Origin of the sequence: Vibrio aquimaris (genome assembly GCF_009363415.1) — a bacterium.
Classification (GTDB): Bacteria; Pseudomonadota; Gammaproteobacteria; order Enterobacterales; family Vibrionaceae; genus Vibrio; species Vibrio aquimaris.
The window spans coordinates 221,185-238,862 of record NZ_CP045351.1; the positions used below are offsets into that span (position 1 = coordinate 221,185).

12 protein-coding genes and 2 pseudogenes are annotated in these 17,678 nt (G+C 44.5%); 8 read left to right on the forward strand and 6 right to left on the reverse strand.

Translation table 11 applies throughout. From position 1 onward, the window contains the following. Window positions 1–54: 54 nt before the first annotated feature. Window positions 55–546, forward strand: a pseudogene (gene vgrG, locus FIV01_RS15615) (type VI secretion system tip protein VgrG); the annotation flags it as partial. Here vgrG and FIV01_RS15620 read toward each other — a convergent pair. Continuing rightward, window positions 546–1,115: pseudogene (locus FIV01_RS15620) on the reverse strand (Tn3 family transposase); the annotation flags it as partial. The pseudogenes vgrG and FIV01_RS15620 sit on opposite strands and share 1 nt — an antisense overlap. Before the next feature lie 296 nt (window positions 1,116–1,411). Between FIV01_RS15620 and FIV01_RS15625 the strand changes: the two are divergent. Next, window positions 1,412–2,326, forward strand: a complete 915-nt coding sequence (locus FIV01_RS15625) for a LysR family transcriptional regulator (RefSeq protein WP_152431930.1) — start codon at window positions 1,412–1,414, stop codon at window positions 2,324–2,326. Between the two features lie 62 nt (window positions 2,327–2,388). Here the strand turns inward: FIV01_RS15625 and FIV01_RS15630 are convergent, their stop codons facing one another. Together FIV01_RS15630 and FIV01_RS15635 are read right to left on the reverse strand one after the other, a co-directional pair. Further along, window positions 2,389–3,393: a DUF1214 domain-containing protein gene (locus tag FIV01_RS15630; RefSeq protein ID WP_152431931.1), complete on the reverse strand. Its 1,005-nt coding sequence runs from the start codon at window positions 3,391–3,393 to the stop codon at window positions 2,389–2,391. Between the two features lie 125 nt (window positions 3,394–3,518). Then, complete coding sequence (locus FIV01_RS15635) at window positions 3,519–4,544, reverse strand: AraC family transcriptional regulator (RefSeq protein ID WP_152431932.1); 1,026 nt, start codon at window positions 4,542–4,544, stop codon at window positions 3,519–3,521. Window positions 4,545–4,676: 132 nt separating this feature from the next. Here FIV01_RS15635 and FIV01_RS15640 point away from each other — a divergent pair, with 132 nt between their 5' ends. Next, a complete protein-coding gene (locus FIV01_RS15640) occupies window positions 4,677–6,152 on the forward strand; it encodes a DUF1214 domain-containing protein (RefSeq protein WP_152431933.1) in 1,476 nt (491 codons plus the stop codon). 243 nt (window positions 6,153–6,395) lie between these two features. Here FIV01_RS15640 and FIV01_RS15645 read toward each other — a convergent pair whose 3' ends face one another. Continuing rightward, window positions 6,396–7,466 carry a hypothetical protein gene (locus tag FIV01_RS15645; RefSeq protein ID WP_152431934.1) on the reverse strand — a complete coding sequence of 357 codons (1,071 nt, stop codon included), beginning with the start codon at window positions 7,464–7,466 and terminating at the stop codon, window positions 6,396–6,398. Window positions 7,467–8,052: 586 nt separating this feature from the next. On the opposite strand from FIV01_RS15645, the gene FIV01_RS15650 reads away from it, so the two are divergent. Next, complete coding sequence (locus FIV01_RS15650) at window positions 8,053–9,105, forward strand: hypothetical protein (protein ID WP_152431935.1); 1,053 nt, start codon at window positions 8,053–8,055, stop codon at window positions 9,103–9,105. 190 nt (window positions 9,106–9,295) lie between these two features. Here FIV01_RS15650 and FIV01_RS15655 read toward each other — a convergent pair whose 3' ends face one another. Next, window positions 9,296–10,276 carry a sugar-binding transcriptional regulator gene (locus tag FIV01_RS15655; RefSeq protein ID WP_152431936.1) on the reverse strand — a complete coding sequence of 327 codons (981 nt, stop codon included), beginning with the start codon at window positions 10,274–10,276 and terminating at the stop codon, window positions 9,296–9,298. Between the two features lie 445 nt (window positions 10,277–10,721). Between FIV01_RS15655 and tal the strand changes: the two genes are divergently transcribed. From tal to add, 3 genes are all read left to right on the forward strand, one after another. Continuing rightward, window positions 10,722–11,672 (forward strand): transaldolase, encoded by a 951-nt coding sequence (gene tal / locus FIV01_RS15660; RefSeq protein WP_114786171.1) that lies wholly within the window; start codon window positions 10,722–10,724, stop codon window positions 11,670–11,672. A 79-nt stretch (window positions 11,673–11,751) separates the two neighbouring features. Beyond that, window positions 11,752–13,743 (forward strand): transketolase, encoded by a 1,992-nt coding sequence (gene tkt / locus FIV01_RS15665; RefSeq protein WP_152431937.1) that lies wholly within the window; start codon window positions 11,752–11,754, stop codon window positions 13,741–13,743. 87 nt (window positions 13,744–13,830) lie between these two features. Next, window positions 13,831–14,829: an adenosine deaminase gene (gene add, locus FIV01_RS15670; RefSeq protein WP_152431938.1), complete on the forward strand. Its 999-nt coding sequence runs from the start codon at window positions 13,831–13,833 to the stop codon at window positions 14,827–14,829. 33 nt (window positions 14,830–14,862) lie between these two features. Here the strand turns inward: add and FIV01_RS15675 are convergent, their stop codons facing one another. After that, a complete protein-coding gene (locus FIV01_RS15675) occupies window positions 14,863–16,425 on the reverse strand; it encodes a methyl-accepting chemotaxis protein (RefSeq protein WP_152431939.1) in 1,563 nt (520 codons plus the stop codon). A gap of 305 nt (window positions 16,426–16,730) precedes the next feature. Here FIV01_RS15675 and ylqF point away from each other — a divergent pair, with 305 nt between their 5' ends. Next, on the forward strand, window positions 16,731–17,675 hold the full coding sequence (gene ylqF / locus FIV01_RS15680) for a ribosome biogenesis GTPase YlqF (RefSeq protein ID WP_152431940.1): 945 nt from the start codon (window positions 16,731–16,733) through the stop codon (window positions 17,673–17,675). Window positions 17,676–17,678: the final 3 nt, after the last annotated feature.

Below are 17,678 nucleotides of genomic sequence, written 5' to 3' on the forward strand. Positions count from 1 at the left end.
TAGATTGATTACCCGCAATTATTTGGGTCATAAGAGTGAAGCGGTATGGCGAATGATATTGAGTTTAGCTTTGAGGCACTGAGCAGAAAAACTGGCGTGCTGAGTGTTTATGGTCAAGGTTTAGCGGCTCGCCAGTTTAATGGCAGCATTTCAGAGCTGAGTTATATGGGCTCTGGTCGGCGCTATTCTCGCTACCAGATCACTTTGGTGCCTCAACTTTGGTTTTTAACCCAGCGCCAAGATTGCCGTATTTTCCAAAACAAAACCGCGCCAGATATTATTCGCCATGTTCTTGATGATGCGGGGATGAGCGATTACCGCTTTGAACTGGCGGGCCAATATCAAGAAAAAGACTACGTGTTGCAATACCGCGAAAATGACCACCATTTTGTTCAGCGCCTTTTAGCCGAGCACGGCATGTGGTTTTACTTTGAACACAGCGATGCTGCGCATACCATGGTGATTGTTGACAGTAACGACGCGATTCCAGAGCTTGTCAGCACGCCGCTCAACGCTTCTTATCTTGGACCTATGCTGTATCACTCTCAAATATCCTTTAATATGCCCTCCAGACTAAACGTTTCTTGCTGACGAGCAAATGTGTAATTACCTCCCAACTGAATGTGCCCCCAAGCTACAGGGGATAAGTTGGCGAGTAGCTTTACCACCTCTTCATTTCCTTCCTTCTCATACCTTTCGACCAGCTCAGAAAGTAAAGCCGAGTTATAGTAAATGATGCAGTTAGCGATTAGTCGGGCACAATTATTCCAAAGCTCAACTTCGTAATCATTACCGCCTCTGAATTGGTTGCCGTTAACTGAGGCTATGGCTCTTCTTAATTGATGGTATGCTTCACCACGGTTTAAGGCTTGCTGTACAAATTGTCTTAAGGTCTAGTTGTCCACATATTCCAGAACGTAAAAGCTTTTAATTAATCGGTCATATTCTCGTAATGCCGCTAGTGTTTTGCTATTTCGTTTACTATTGGATAATTTTTTGATTACAGTACTTTGGTTTGTCGATTTTCGGCTCAGCGAACATAGGATATGTTGGATATTATCCCATTCATCAATAATTAACTGGTGCTTGATGGCCTTTTTAAGGCTAATATCAAGGGCTGTGAGCAAACTTTGGACTTTTCGATGAAATGGGCAACATACTTTTCTAATCAGTGGGGCCTCGAAAAAAGGCATCAACGCTATGACAATCATGGACTTACAAGAAGAAAGCAAGAGTTAAAACTTATTTTTAAGTACATGAAAATATTGATAAAATAGGATTAGGTGGAACTTATCGGTGAATTGGGCGCAATACCCCGTACGGTTCTGTGAGAGCCTGAAGGGGAAGTTCCTTCGGGCTACTCGACCAAATAGCCGATCCTAAACAGGGTTGTACTAGGGAACGAATCACGATGAAGCAACTGGATCTCAACTTACTGCGTATCTTTCTGGTGTTACTTGAAACCAAGAACACGCGTATTGCGGGCGACCAATTAGCCTTGAGCCAACCCGCAGTCAGCAAAGCGTTGGGAAGGATGCGTGATTACTTTGATGATGAGTTATTTACTCGCGTTCACTCTGGCTTAAAGCCAACACCTCGCGCACTTGAGCTGGGAGACAAGCTGTCAATGATCATGGAGAGTTTGGATGAAGTGATTCTTGACTCGCCAACGTTTGAGCCTACCGATTACCAAGGTAACATTACCATTGCGATTAACGGTTTTATCTCCAGCTGGCTCGGTGCACGCTTGTGTTTAGCGGTGATTGAAGAGGCACCAAACGCACAAGTAAACATAGTGAATTGGGGTTCTCAAACACTCAAAAAGTTGCTCGATGGTGAGATTCAAGCGGCCATCAACTACTCGCCAGTCGACACCAATAAGCAATTTACCCACCAAGTGATTGGTGAAGATGATTTTTTTGGGCTAGTGAAAATCAACCACCCTTTGGCAGGAAAGACTCTGTCTCAAGCTGAAATCAACCAAGCAGAATACGCCAGTTTGTTGGTGCCGAGTTGGAATGATACTCAGCCCTTTATTGCTAAGCATCTTTCAAGCGAAGTGTTGAAAGTTAAAGCGCGAAGCTCCTATCTGCATATTTTGCTCGAGGTGGTCAAACAGAGTGAGATCATCTTGCCTTGCTCTCGACAACTTGCTCATTATCTGCGCGGTGAGTTTGAGTATGTCTCTTTTCCTAATCACACCCCAGATGAGCTTAAAAATATTGTGCTGGTGGAATCGCACAATAAGCGCATGCATCCCATGCATCAGTGGCTCAAACGAAAAATCATCACCACTTCCCAAGCCATCATCCAAGAAAAACAATAAGCCTCTCCATCGAGAGGCTTGTTCTCAGAGGCTTGGTTTGAGGAGATTCCGCTTGTCCCACGTTACTTTGCCGTCACGTTCGGGAAGTTGTACATTTCCTTAATCGCTTTGGCTTTGTTACTTGGACGGTAAGCGCGCAGCGTGAAGTTCCAGCCTGCATCGTTCACTTCAATTACGTTATTCGCGGCACTGCATGTCTCGCCTTTCGGTGCGAAGTGAATAGTGTAAGAACCATCTTTGTTTGGTACAGCGGAGGTTGAGTCTGCGCTGTTGCTATCCGTCATCAACCAGCCTTTGCCTGAGTATGCCGTGATAGACCAGTAACCGCCTTTTTCATAGCTTAGTGACGGTTTATCGAAGGTGATGTCAGCACACTCAACTTTGCCAGTACCTGCTCGTGAAGAGTACACCGCGTACTCTGCTGGTAAGCCAGCCCAGCCCACAGCGGTACCAATCATAAATTGCTTGTTATCTGGCGTTGCAGTAATGCCAGTAGTGAAGGCTTCTTCTGTCTTAATCGTGTTGACTTGCTTCTCCCATTTCGTACGTACCGCGTCGCGAGAGGCGCTGTCCCAATCTTGCGCTGGCTTAAATGGTTTTGCGGATTTTGCATCAATCACGGCGGCATCTTGTAAGCGATGTGCTTCTTCCATGCCTGCCGTTGTAGCGGTACGCATTAGGATATATATGTAATCCGAGCCTGCAATTTTCGAATCAATGTAAATCTCGTCACCACCGTAAATCGCCATGTGGTTGTCGTGATTGTTGTTGAAGAAATGCATGATTTGGTAAGCATCACCTTTCGCTAAACGGAAAGTGGCCCCTTTCGACACATCGACCACGGCTGTCGAGTAGAGCAAGTCGGTGTTTGAGCGAATGATCATCTGATTATCAACGGTGACGCTGCCTCGGTTGTGGTCAAACACATTGATTGGTTGGCGCTCTAGTTGTTGAGTGAAGTACAGGTCAGTTTCTGCACGGGCGAAGTTTTCGTCGGTCACTTTAACGGCAGCCATGGTCTGCATCGAGGTGATGGCAATAAGAGTCGCTAAGATGGTCTTTTTCATGTCGCTTACCTTGAGATCGTCATTAAGAGATGGCCTCACTTTATCGATATGTCTGCGATGACAGAAATGAATTGATGTAATTCATATAATAACCAAATCGAATTGCAAGTTTGGATTGCCAGCCGTCACGCGCGATGCTGTTTTCGATATTGCAAAGGTGTGGTGCCATTGGTGCGTTTGAACTGGCGGATAAAAGAATCGGTAGAAGCGTAGCAAAGCATGTCAGCAATGGTGCGGATTGGATATTCGCTGTTGGTGAGCAGTTTCTTGCTCTCGGTGTCGCGAACCGAGTTCACGATATCTCGATAGGTGAGGTTATTTTTGTTCAACAAGTTCTGCAATGTTCTCGGGTGGATGCCGAGCATTTTGCTGACCAAGGTTTTGCTGATATCACCGAGCGGAAGCAATAACAGAATCGAGTTGGTGGTGATTTCCAATAGCGTGTTGTGATGTTGAAGATCGTGAGAGACTTTGCGTCGCATTTGATTGGTAATGGTCATTTCCAAATCGGGCTTTTCTGTGAGTAGGGCTTTGGGGAACTCAAAACCATCGAACTGACTACCCAATATCACTTTGCATCCAAAGAAACGTTCAAGACGTTCTATTTGTGTTTGCTGCTGTGCTCCTGACTCACCTTGGTAGTGCGCTTTAAAATGCACTTGATGCAACTTCAACCGTTCGCCCAATACCATCTTGAACGTCGTAATGATTCCTCCAATGGAAAGCAAAGCGTGTTGGCTTGTATCGACATTGGGTTCGAATAAGAACTGAGTAAAGTGGCGAGCAATGTCGTCACGAATATCAAGTTGATGGCGAGAAGCGCGTTGCTGATAGCTGTACAGGCCAAACAAAACCGGATAGATGTTTGCGAGAGATTCCTGACCGGCAATCAGCAACATAGCGATGTCCAAAGACTGGTAGTCAATCAAGGTACTGAGCTCTAGGGCGAACAACGGGTCTTTGGTCTCTTTGGCGGCCAAGTTCAGCAGTTCTGAAAATTGCTGGTGGCTAAGCTCTTGGTTTTCATCGTGCAAGGTTGAGATTTGAATATTGAGCTTTGAGGTTAAGGTTTGAGGCTCAACACCATATCGTCTGCACAATCTAGGAAAAGCAGAGAGGTATAACGCACTCAATCGATATTCGTTTTTCACTCAAATATTCTCAAAATGTCAACTTTCAGTCTTGGCTTACTTTTATACTGCGCCACATTGAGTTGGTCAAGAAATGACTTATTTCAACTTCATCCTCCCGATACCGCCTGAAACGACGATTAGAGAATAGACATGAAAAAAGTAACGAAAACCCTTATCTCTGGTTTGATATTTGCCGCTTTAACCAGTAGCGCATACGCAGACAACAACATCAAGATTGAGAACATGCACACCCGCTCTGGTGATTTTGCTTTTGAAACCAGCGTGCTCAACGGTATTCCAACAGAGGAAAGCTCAAAGAAACTGTTTAATCTGATGGATTTTCAGCGCGCGACACAAGCTTACATTTGGTCTATTCCGCTGACGTCTAACTACGCGTGGAAGGCGGCGTATGAAAAAATGGGCTCAGAAGATGGCCAAATTACTTATGTGGCATCGCATCAATCTAAATTGGGTGGCTTAACTTACAACACCTCAACGCCCTACGCGATTACATGGTTTAACGTAGAGAAAGAGCCCGTTGTGGTGAACATCCCGACCGATGAACTGCGTGGTGCGGTGCATACCATGTGGCAGATTGGCATTGCACAAATGACTAAACCAGGCACATACGTCATAAAAGCTAAGGGCAGCGAAACACCGAAGAACCTACCAAAAGATGCGGTGGTACTTGAATCAGATACCAACTATGTTTTCTTTGGTGTGCGCTTAATGGCGAAAACAGAGAAACAGCGCATGACGGACTTGGAGTCGATGTCAATCACGCATCTGGATGGCAAACCACTCAGCGATCGAGGTGTTAACTACCCGAAAAAAGGTCTCGATGCGAAACACCCACGTGGTATGGAGTTTTGGCTGGTGCTCAACGAAGCCATTCAAACAGAACCTGTTGCAGAACGCGATCGCATAATGCATGACATGTTGCGTCCATTGGGTATTGAGAAGGGTAAACCTTTCGAGCCAAATGCCGAGCAAGTGAAGACCATGAAAGAAGCGGTAGTGCTTGGTGAGGCAATGACTAAGAATATCGACTTCAACAAAACGGGTCGTTTACATCAATCAGTATATGGGCCTGAAGGGAACCGATGGGAAGTCGCAACAGCATCAACACCAAACCAAGATCGCGCTTATGGTATGGATCTCGATGGCCGTGCGGCATGGTTTTATGAAGCGGTGACAAACGACATTGCAATGCATGGCTTTGAAAATGGTGGTTGGGGTCAGATTTACCTTGATAACTACCGTGATGGCGAAGGTTATGGTCTAAATGGCAGCAATCACTACACGTTAACTTTAGATGGCGATGTGAACTACGCCGATTTGTTCTGGACCATTACTGTGTACAATGTGGAAAACCGCGCTATCATCGATAACGACATTCAACGTGCCGATGTGGGCTCTAACGTTCCGAGCACAGTGAAAGACGCAGACGGTAATTACACGTTCCATTTCTCACCAACTAAGCCAGAAGGTGTGAATGAAGCAAACTGGGTACAAACTCGACCAGATGAAAACTGGTTTGTGTACTTCCGTGCTTACTCACCAAGCAAAGCGTTTGTTGACCAGAAGCCAGAAACGATTCTGCCAAACTTTAAACACGTGAAGTAACCCGAAAAGCCACCATGATTAAGTCTGAGCTACTACACAGAGTCAGGCTCTAATACTAATGGATAAACATAGACTTTATGTCATAACCACTAACATTAGCCCCTAAAAACACTCGCTTGAATCAGTTATAAGTGACGGCGTAACTACGAATTTAGTTACGCCGTCACATGAGTGCTATTTCATCTGCTCATCAAGAGGTACTGTGGAAGAACCCCCGAAAAATAACGAGTAAAAGAAAATGAATTAATCAATCTTCGTGAAAAAATCAACTGGCGTAATTAAGTTATAGTGGTTACCCGTTGGAACTGAATATGCTCTAGAGCCATCAGAAATTTCAGAAATTAATGGTAATTTAAAAACGCTTTTTAAATTTTCACCAATACTGTCAGCCAAAGTTGATAAGAACTCTTCTTCTTCACTAGTTAATGTCGGAAATTCACCTAAAGCAGACTCTATACCTCGCGGGGAATAGAGGTTGAAATCTCCAGACTTGATGGTCTTATCATAAACATGAGCCTCAAAACCTTCTTCATCAAAAAAATCTTTAAATCGGTCAGGAATTAAGTCTGCTTCTTTTAAGAAAGTAACAGAATCACATATAGCCTGTTTTACTGACATTGGTTTCTTTTCTATTTCATCGCGAATATCTTCTTTCGATGCAGATAACCACCTATCATCCTTGTCCCTCAAAGTAAATGCGGCTCTGAATTGGCAAGCACCGTCATCAGGTAACTTATGCTCTTTTACCCAATAATCTTTATCTTTGATGGTTGAAGGCTTTGGGGTTTCAAATTGACCATCTTCCAGCTTTGTCTCGTGCCACCACTGTGGTTTAACATCTTTCTCATCGAAGCTTACGATTTTTGATTTGACTTGAAGTGGAATTGGCTCTCGATACGGACCATCTCCTTCGATTTTAGAGCCAGCGACAAGCAATAATTTGGGGTTATCTTCTAATATTTTATTAGTAATGATACCTTCAGAGAAATTGGTAATCAGGCTTTGGCAACCAGAGCGCGCAGAGCATGCTGCGTCATATGATGCCCCATCTTCCTTAGCAATTAGTTTACATAAAAGATGTTGGGCATATGAAGAAACTTCTCCATCGCTTAATGATAAGTTTTGAAGTAATTCTATACTATCTTGATCATTGCTTTTAGCCTGTGTAAACAGCGCATCCAAATCGTTTTTTTGACTTTCATTTAATGGCACTTTTTGGGTAGCTGAAACAATTAAATTATTGATAGCTATATTGTGCTCACCTTTGCTATAAATCGATCTATTGGGTGGCATATTAGTAATCGAAGACACCATGGTTTTTCCCTATGTAGTTTCGTCTAGATTATAATTTTATTATTAGTGCTATTTTCTACCAAAATTGTAAAGGTCATTTACCTAACTAACTTGTCAAAATCAATAATGGTGACATATTTTCCACTGATCTTTAGAAATGCTCACGAAAGATCAACACGCCCTAATTAAATGACTTGGTTAACAATACAGAGTTGACCTTAGCATTAGGTCTCAGTAATTCGTCGTGTAAAGTTCTGAGTTTATATGTAAAAAAATCTCTTTTATCAGTAAGACTTTGTATCATAAAGAAAATGTATTCCCTGTGCACGCGCTTACGAACAGCGGTAAGCTACTTTCGTGAAGTCAGCTTACCGATTGATATTCATCTCAAAACTGGGGACTTCAGAGAATCATATATCGCGCAAGGGGGACTTCTGCTGGTCAGAAATAAGTTCTCAGAACCTTGCATATTTTGCCCCAAACAACGCCAACATTTTACGCAAACTTTCATAATCAAACATATGACACACTTAATGTTAATTGGCTCAATATAGTCCACGTCACCTTTAAAGAAAGTAACCGGCTGGCAATAATAGAGGACTATACATTGAGAGTTTTTACTGCACCGCTGAACCAACTCGAAACGACGGGGAAACAAAACCATGATAGTGGTTTAATGCCGATAGCTAGAATTTATAATGTCGATACAAATTTGTATTTGTTGCATAAAACTTTGCTGAACGAAAAGCCAGATACCGATACTATAAAGGCATTATATAGAGCGAACCTCTCGATGGCTGAAACGAGGGAGGTGTTGAAGAACGGCCGAAGTAATATACCCGACTCATACAGCGATGAGGCAAAAGCAGTTGATCCTTTTAAACCTCATATCGATACCATACGTCAGAGAGGCTATATAGCGGAGTATGTCTGCAAGAATAAAATAAGAGACCGCTGTATGATAAATGCAACGGAAGCAGCTGTAGCTATGGTAGCAAAAACCGGAAACTGTTCTGAATTCTCAGCAGTGCTACAGGCACAACACGCAAAAAAACTAAAGATGAATGAACAATTATATCGAGTAAATGGCCGAGGTTTCGACCATGAATGGGTGGAGTTACAAACATCTAAAGAGTCGACCGAGGATAAGTATAAAATAAGCATTGTAATGGATTCATGGGCATATGGCCCAGCCATATTACATGAAGATTCTCATATTGCGGATAGTGTAAAACATAGGTTTAGATCTGATGTTATTCGCTCTCCGAAAGAGGGGCAGGACCACAACGAAAAAGTTATGGCTAAGAAGCAAAGTATAGAGAATGGTGCGACGTTAGCTTTTGGTTTAACTCTAGAAGAACTTTTGGTAACACCTACGTCCAATGGAAAACGTGGGCTTCGTGTTAGACAAAAAATGGACACTATCTCAGAAAGCTTTCTCAATAGAGTTCAGGACGCTCCGACTAAATCTGAAAAAGTCCTACGTAGATTAAATGTGACAGATGAAAACGATACTTCAAAAGCTGAGAGAGCAGCGCTAATGAGCGAGATTCGTAAAGCGGGTATATTAAGAGATACTATCGACTTATCAGTCAGAAAATCGACCAATAAAGATACCCTTGAAGATATGTTCTGCACCTCCAAGCGCCCATCAAAATGAATGGCCAGTTGAGACAATGTCGTATTCCAGTTTTGGATTGGCATTGTCCACTTCTTAGAAGCATTCAATATCCCAGCGTACAGCAGTTTAAGCGGTAACCTGAGAGGCTTCTATATCGTCCACCAGTTCACCGACATCTTGGTATGTAATTGTAATCCTAGCAGTATTTAGTGACAGCGTCACATGGGTGCTATTTCATCTGTTCATCAAGGTTTAATACAGTTAAGGCATTGCTAACACTGGTGGCGATCACATCAATCACGCCTGTCCTTAGTGCGCCAAGCATGGCGAGGGGTTTGCTGTTTTCAGCGGCGATGGCGATGACTTGCGAAATCGGGCGAAATTCTTCAATGCCCAACCCTATTACTCTATCACTCATAACGGTTTTGGCGGACTTGCCATGAATATCGAAAAAGTCATATCCGGCAAAGTCGCCTACCACGCCTTGATTCATTCGCGACTGCACCACTTCATCGGCGGTAAACCAGCCTAAATCGACCATATAACTGTTTTCACTCATATCCCCTATGCCCACTAATGCGACATCAGCTTTGCGCGCCAAGTCTAAGGTTTGTTTGACGGTCGCGTTTTGCATAAAGGCGCGCTTTTGCTCTGGGTTTTCTGCGTAAGCTGGCGCATAAAGTGTCTCTGAGGTGCCACCATAGGTTTTGGCAAACTGACGGCAAATGTGATCAGCGTTAAACATACCACCTCTGGGGTGAATGCCGCCAATGCCACAGACGAATTTCACGTCTCTTTGTGGGATCACACCAACATGGTGCGCGACAGCCGAGACATTTCTGCCTTGTCCCACAGTAACGACAGAGCCATTTTGAATTGAGCTGGCCATAAATTTAGACACCAAGCCTGCCACTTGCAGGCGTTGCTGTTCTTCACTTGGCTGATCAAGTGCGACTAAAGCGCGCTTAACGCCAAAGCGTTCAACCAACCTTTGTTCTATCTTGGCGCTAAATACAGGGTGGTATTTGACCGTGATTTCAACAATGCCCTCGTCTCGCGCTTGTTTGAGCATACGACCTACTTTTGCTCTCGATACGGCAAATTTTTTTGAGATTTCTTCCTGCGTCGCACCATCTTGGTAATAAGCAACGGAAACTTCCGTTAACAGATCAGCGCTATCGTCAGACATATCATTGGGCGACTTACTCATTGTAATCAAGCTCCTAAACAAGGACTAAACATGTGCTCAGAGACGTAGCATATGTCAGGCTAACAAAATAATGCAACATTTGCTCATCTGCATTACAAATTCTCAGCCAAAAATTAGCCTGTCTAAAACCCTGCTCAACGCCCGCCAGACGATAGCAAACGTTTGATTTACACGCTTAGTTTCATGCCGAAAAAAAATCCCGCACAAACCTGCTGTAAAAGGGTAATTATCGATTGACATTCTGCGTCGAAGAGATAAATATGAACCCATCATTTACTCAATGAAAGAGCAAATGTTCATTACAGATGCTCTATCGCCACATAATTGAGAATCGTTAGCGGAGTTGGCACAATTTCCATAGGCTAAAACGCTGGCTAACGAGTTTGACATTGTACTAATCACACTATGGTTTTAGTGTGAAAGCCCATGATATAGGATGACCGAAATGAGCAACAAATTAGAGCAACTTCGTAAACTAACGACTGTCGTCGCAGACACTGGTGAGATAGACGCTATCAAGAAATACCAACCAGAAGATGCCACTACCAACCCTTCTCTGATTCTTAAAGCCGCTCAAATCGAAGAATACGCCCCTCTTATCAATGCTTCCATTGACTACGCAAAAACTCAAAGCAGCGACAAAGCACAGCAAATCCAAGATACCTGTGACATGCTGGCGGTAAACATTGGTAAAGAAATTCTAAAAACCATTCCAGGCCGTATTTCTACAGAAGTTGATGCTCGTCTTTCTTACGATACTGAAGGCAGTGTTGCAAAAGCTCGTCAGCTAGTAAAAATGTACAACGACGCAGGCATTACTAACGATCGCATCCTAATCAAGCTTGCTTCAACTTGGGAAGGTATCCGCGCGGCTGAGATTTTAGAAAAAGAAGGCATCAACTGTAACCTCACGCTTCTATTCTCATTTGCTCAAGCTCGCGCTTGTGCAGAAGCTGGTGTGTTCCTTATCTCTCCATTCGTAGGCCGCATCATGGATTGGTACAAAGCGAAAGAAGGTCGTGATTTCTCTCCAGAAGAAGACCCAGGCGTACTATCGGTCAGCAAAATCTACAACTACTACAAAGACTACGGCTATAACACAGTTGTGATGGGTGCAAGCTTCCGTAACATCGGCGAAATCCTTGAGCTTGCGGGTTGTGACCGTCTTACTATCGCACCAGCTTTATTGGCAGAGCTAGAAGCAGCTGAAGGCCACGTAGCTGAAAAATTGGTGGATTCTAAAGGTGCGCAAGCGCGTCCAGCGGCAATGACTCACGCAGAGTTCCTATGGGAGCACAACCAAGACCCGATGGCGGTAGAGAAGTTGGCAGAAGGTATCCGCAACTTCGCAGTTGACCAAGGCAAACTAGAAGCCATGATCGAAGCTAAGCTTTAATTTAAATTATCAGCAGGGAAGACACTGTCTTCCCTGTTATTTTTCCTTTTTAAGAAAAACATAATATTCGGTATTAATTATGGATCGCAAACACCTAGCTAACGCTATTCGTGCCCTTAGCATGGACGGCGTACAACAAGCCAATTCTGGTCACCCAGGCGCCCCAATGGGCATGGCGGATATCGCTGAAGTTCTTTGGCGTTCACACTTAAATCACAACCCAGCAAACCCTGAATGGGCCGATCGTGACCGTTTCGTACTGTCTAACGGACACGGCTCTATGCTGATTTACTCTCTGCTGCACCTTTCAGGCTACGCGTTGTCGATTGATGAGCTGAAAAACTTCCGCCAACTTCATTCTAAAACGCCAGGCCACCCAGAATATGGTTACGCGCCAGGTGTTGAAACGACTACAGGTCCTCTTGGCCAAGGTATTACCAATGCAGTTGGTATGGCCCTTGCGGAAAAAACGCTAGCGGCGCAGTTTAACAAGTCAGGCCATGACATTGTCGATCACTACACCTACGCCTTTATGGGCGATGGCTGTTTGATGGAAGGGATCTCGCATGAAGCGTGTTCTCTCGCGGGTACACTAGGTCTTGGTAAGCTTATCGCGTTTTGGGATGACAACGGCATTTCAATCGATGGTCACGTTGAAGGCTGGTTCTCTGATGATACGCCTAAGCGTTTTGAGTCTTACGGCTGGCACGTTATTCCAGCGGTGGATGGCCACGATCCTGAAGCGATCGATGCGGCGATCAAAGCTGCGAAAGCCGATCCTCGTCCAACATTAATTTGTACTAAAACCATTATTGGTTTTGGTTCACCGAATAAATCAGGCTCTCACGATTGTCACGGTGCTCCGCTTGGCGCTGATGAAATTGCGGCTACTCGCAAGCAATTGGGTTGGGAACATGGTCCATTTGAAATCCCTGCGGATGTCTATGCCCAGTGGGATGCCAAAGAAGCTGGCACAGCCAAAGAAGCAGCGTGGAATGAAAAATTTGACGCTTATGCTGCGGCTTACCCAGCAGAAGCGGCAGAGCTTAAGCGCCGTCTAAATGGCGAACTGCCTGCTGAGTGGGAACAAAAAACCAGCCAAATCATCGCAGATTTGCAAGCTAACCCTGCCAATATTGCTTCACGTAAGGCGTCGCAAAACGCGCTGGAAGCCTTTGGTCAAATGCTGCCAGAATTTTTGGGCGGCTCTGCCGACTTAGCGCCTTCAAACCTCACTATGTGGTCTGGCTCTAAGTCAGTATCGGCGGAAGATGCATCAGGTAACTACATCCACTACGGCGTGCGTGAATTTGGTATGACAGCCATCATGAATGGTATTGCTTTGCACGGCGGCTTTGTCCCTTACGGCGCGACTTTCCTTATGTTTATGGAATACGCACGTAATGCGATGCGTATGGCCGCATTGATGAAGATCCAAAACATTCAAGTCTACACGCACGACTCGATTGGTTTAGGTGAAGATGGCCCAACACACCAACCTGTTGAGCAAATGGCTTCATTGCGCATGACGCCAAACATGAACACATGGCGTCCGTGTGATCAGGTTGAATCTGCCGTGGCTTGGAAACTGGCGATTGAGCGTAAAGATGCGCCAACTGCTCTGGTTTTCTCTCGTCAAAACCTCGCGCAGCAAGAGCGCAGCGCAGAGCAAGTGGCGAACATTGCCAAAGGTGGTTACATCCTAAAAGACTGCCAAGGCCAGCCAGAGCTTATTTTAATTGCTACGGGTTCCGAAGTAGAGCTTGCAGTTAATGCGGCGGCTGAGCTAAGCGCGCAAGGCAAGCAAGTACGCGTGGTTTCTATGCCATCGACTGATGCTTTTGATAGACAAGACGCAGCGTACCGCGAAAGCGTTCTGCCATCAGATGTGACAGCGCGTGTGGCTATTGAAGCGGGTATTGCTGACTTCTGGTACAAGTATGTTGGCTTTGACGGCCGCATCATAGGTATGACAACCTTTGGTGAATCAGCGCCAGCAGGTGAGCTATTTAAGATGTTCGGCTTTACCACTGAAAATGTGCTGAACACAGCGAAAGAATTACTCGATTAATCCATCTTGCGCTAAACAAAGCCTCGCGATGCGGGGCTTTTTTGAATGAATAACGATACTTTAACCTTTCAATAAAGGTAGAGACTGATGCAATTTATTGATCTTCCTAAAATTGACTTACACTGTCATCTTGATGGCAGTGTGCGCCCAGAAACGATTCTTGATCTTGCAAATCAGCAAGGTATTTCCCTACCGACTCAAGATATTGAGCAAATACGCGAGCTGATGATCGCGCCTGAAACTTGCCCAAATCTTGACGAATACTTAAAGCGTTTTGACTTGCCCCTCTCTGTGATGCAAACCGCTGACGCACTCGAGAGAATTTCTTTCGAGCTTTATGAAGATGCGGCGAAAGAAAACGTCAAATACCTTGAAGTACGTTTTGGCCCCCTATTACACCTTGAAAGCGGTTTAACACTTGAGCAAGTGCTATCAAGCGTTGTCAACGGCATGAAACGCGCAGAATCGCTTTACGATATTAAAGGCAACTACATCCTTTCGATTCTTCGCCATGCACCAAAAGACAGAATCAAAGAAGTATTAGATGTTGGTCAGCCGTATTTAGGCAATGGTATTGCTGCCTTTGATCTCGCCGGTGGAGAAGCCGCTGGATTTTGCGCTGAGTTTGTCCCGTATGCCGAGTACGCTAAAGATAGAGGTTATCACGTCACGATTCATGCTGGCGAGCAAGGTGTGGGGCAAAACGTTTATGATGCAATCAACTTACTAGGCGCTGAACGTATTGGTCATGGTATTCACATTACTGGCCATCAAGCTGCCTATGACATGGTCAAAGATCAGCATATCGCTTTAGAAACATGCCCAAGCAGTAATGTTCAGACTAAGGCGGTTACTGCCCTATCTAACCACCCTGCTAAGGTATTTTTAAAAGATGGTATCGCCATTACAATCAATACTGATAATCGCACTGTGTCGAATACAACAATGACGGCGGAAGTGGAAAAAGTCATGCAAGAATTTGCGCTAACACTTGATGATTACTTCAAGATTTACTCATACAGTGTTGAGTCTGCGTTTACTTCTGAACAAGTGAAACGGCACCTACGCAGCTTTATACCTGCGTAGAACTGTCTAGTCACAATAGCCGATACTTCTCGGCTATTGTTTTTCTTCAAACCGCTGCGCGAGATGATAAAACTCGTTCACTTGATTACGCAGTTCATGGGAATGTTGGTTAACTGATTGAGTTGCCAAAAGGTTTTTCTCCGCTGCCGACGCAATCGACTGGATATGCAAATTCACATCCTCTGATAGTCGGCGCTGCTTCATTGAGGCATCCTCGACCACTTTCATCAAATTGTCCATTGAATGCATCATAGCTTCAACATCTGATAGACGTTTTGCGCTTTCTTGAGCCACTTCACCACAGGCATTGGTTTGCTCGCGATTTTCAATAATATCTTTCTGCCACTTTTCAATCGTCTCTAACATAGTACCGATACTGTCTTTGATTTGCACAGTGGCATTGGCCGTGCGACCTGAAAGCGCTCGAACTTCATCTGAAACAACTGCAAAACCTCTTCCCTGCTCCCCCGCTCTTGCCGCCTCAATTGCCGCGTTGAGTGCCAGTAAATTGGTTTGTTCTGCGATCCCGCCGATTTCTTCCATCATTTGACTGACATTTTGCGCTTGTTCGCTCAATTGAAAAGTAGCTTGTGTGGCCTGCTCTGCTTGAAGGCTTAACTGCTCAAGGTTGGCATGCGTTTTATCTATCGTCTCTTTGGCTAGCAAACAAGTATTTAGCGTATCATCAATCAGCTCATGGGCTTCATGAGTGCTGGTTGAAACTTCATTAGCCGTCAATTCCACTTCTTCTGATGCCACTCGCACTTGGCGAATATCGCGAGTTTGTTGCTCAAGCGCTTGTGACACCTCATTAGTTGTCGCGCTTAAACTGTCTGATAGACTCAAAAGCGGCTTTGCTGAGTCTGTCATTCGTCCTAAGACAGTACGAATACGCGCTGATAGCAACTTAATATGAAAATCCGCAACAGAAAACTGCCCTTGACCAGAGTAAATCAAACGACTGATGCTGTCATAAACTGTTCTTAAATGCTGTAGCTGCCTCGGTGTATCGACAAGCTCTTGTTTAAAAGCCATAAAGCCTGCAAGTGGAAGCAGATTCATAATCCAGCTAAGCACGCCTTCAACGGCAAACGTTTTTGCGAGCAACGGTGCAATGAGGGCAACAAACACAATGACGTAGCGCAGCGCATCGAAACGAGGAAATGATAGGCGACGTCCTGACTTTTCGGCTTTTAGCAACTTTTTGTATGCCTTCTCGGCAACATTTACCCATTCTCTTTTGGGCTTAACCCGAACTGATTGGTAACCAACCATCTTGCCATTGTCATAAATGGGCGTCACATAAGCATCTACCCAATAAAAGCCGCCTGATTTAGTCCTGTTTTTAACAATTCCACGCCAAGCCTGACCATTTTTCAAATGCGCCCACATGTCGGCGAACGCGGATTTGGGCATAGAATCGTGACGGACAATGTTGTGATGCTGCCCAAGCAATTCATCTTGGCTAAATTCGGCAATGCGGCAAAAAGCTTCGTTACTATAGGTAATTACACCACTTAAATCGGTAGTGGAAACAAGTTGTTCATTGGTTTCTAATAAAGTTTCATGTTCTTGGGAATGTTGGGTAGCTGCCATAGACTTATTTTTCGAATTATCCATATGAAAAAAGAAATATAAACAACAAACACAGCTAAGGCAAAGTATTAAATCAGTTTCATTTAACATTTTTTAATTATCATAACTTTCACTGTATATCAGAGCCTTATTGTGGTTTAGGCCTTTTGGAAAAAACCAATGACTAAGTTATGAGAAACTCAAACTCAATGTTAAGATTAGCTATAACTTAGTGCTCTACGGCAACTGAGCGTCATCGTGGGTAGCAACCATCACGATTGCGTTATGCCGCCAGCCGTTCCTATTTACAAAGGCCAAATATTCACATGGTTAACAACACAATCCAATGGTTTCCGGGCCACATGCACAAAGCCCGCAAAGAAATCGAAGAAGCCATTCCACAAACTGATGTCATCATCGAAGTATTGGATGCTCGCATTCCATTTAGCAGTGAAAATCCGATGATCTCTGAAATCCGCGCTGGCAAACCGGTTGTAAAAGTTCTAAACAAGAGAGACCTTGCTGATCCTGAATTGACTCAATTATGGATCGAGCATTTCGAAAAAGAGCAAGATGTCAAAGCGATGGCGATTACCACGTCTAATCCGCAAGAAGTAAATAAAATTTTGGACCTTTGCCGCAAGCTAGCACCCCACCGTGAAGAAATTGGCAAAAATATTCGCACCATGATCATGGGCATCCCAAATGTGGGCAAATCAACCATTATCAACACGCTTGCAGGTCGCACTATCGCAGTAACGGGAAACCAGCCCGCTGTCACTCGCCGTCAGCAAAGGATCAACTTACAAAACGGTATTGTACTTTCTGATACGCCAGGAATTTTGTGGCCGAAAGTAGAAAACCCACACAGCGGATTTCGCCTTGCAGCTACAGGCGCAGTTAAAGACACTGCGATGGAATATGAAGAAGTGGCTTTCTATACGGTAGAATACTTAGCCCAAGCCTATCCAGAACGCTTGAAAGAGCGTTACCAAATCGAAGAGTTGCCGCAAAGCGACATTGAGTTGATGGAAGAAATTGGTCGTAAGCGCGGCGCATTACGATCAGGTGGTCGTGTCGATTTACACAAATGTTCAGAGATTTTGCTCCATGAGCTACGTAATGGCACCTTGGGGCAAGTCACGCTTGAGCGTCCTGAAATGATTACCAAAGAGTTGGTTGAAGTCGAAATCGAAGCAACGCGTAAAGCCGAGCTTAAAGCACAAAAGAAAGAAGAACGTCGTAAACGCTATTTGAAAAACAAGCGCTGATTG

Excerpts from the sequence above, each read along its gene's own strand:
- tkt (WP_152431937.1), top strand. The coding sequence starts at position 11,752 with ATGGATCGCAAACACCTAGCTAACGCTATTCGTGCCCTTAGCATGGAC.
- ylqF (WP_152431940.1), top strand. The coding sequence starts at position 16,731 with ATGGTTAACAACACAATCCAATGGTTTCCGGGCCACATGCACAAAGCC.
- FIV01_RS15630 (WP_152431931.1), bottom strand. The coding sequence starts at position 3,393 with ATGAAAAAGACCATCTTAGCGACTCTTATTGCCATCACCTCGATGCAG.
- FIV01_RS15640 (WP_152431933.1), top strand. The coding sequence starts at position 4,677 with ATGAAAAAAGTAACGAAAACCCTTATCTCTGGTTTGATATTTGCCGCT.
- FIV01_RS15645 (WP_152431934.1), bottom strand. The coding sequence starts at position 7,466 with ATGGTGTCTTCGATTACTAATATGCCACCCAATAGATCGATTTATAGC.
- tal (WP_114786171.1), top strand. The coding sequence starts at position 10,722 with ATGAGCAACAAATTAGAGCAACTTCGTAAACTAACGACTGTCGTCGCA.
- add (WP_152431938.1), top strand. The coding sequence starts at position 13,831 with ATGCAATTTATTGATCTTCCTAAAATTGACTTACACTGTCATCTTGAT.
- FIV01_RS15675 (WP_152431939.1), bottom strand. The coding sequence starts at position 16,425 with ATGGCAGCTACCCAACATTCCCAAGAACATGAAACTTTATTAGAAACC.
- FIV01_RS15655 (WP_152431936.1), bottom strand. The coding sequence starts at position 10,276 with ATGAGTAAGTCGCCCAATGATATGTCTGACGATAGCGCTGATCTGTTA.
- FIV01_RS15625 (WP_152431930.1), top strand. The coding sequence starts at position 1,412 with ATGAAGCAACTGGATCTCAACTTACTGCGTATCTTTCTGGTGTTACTT.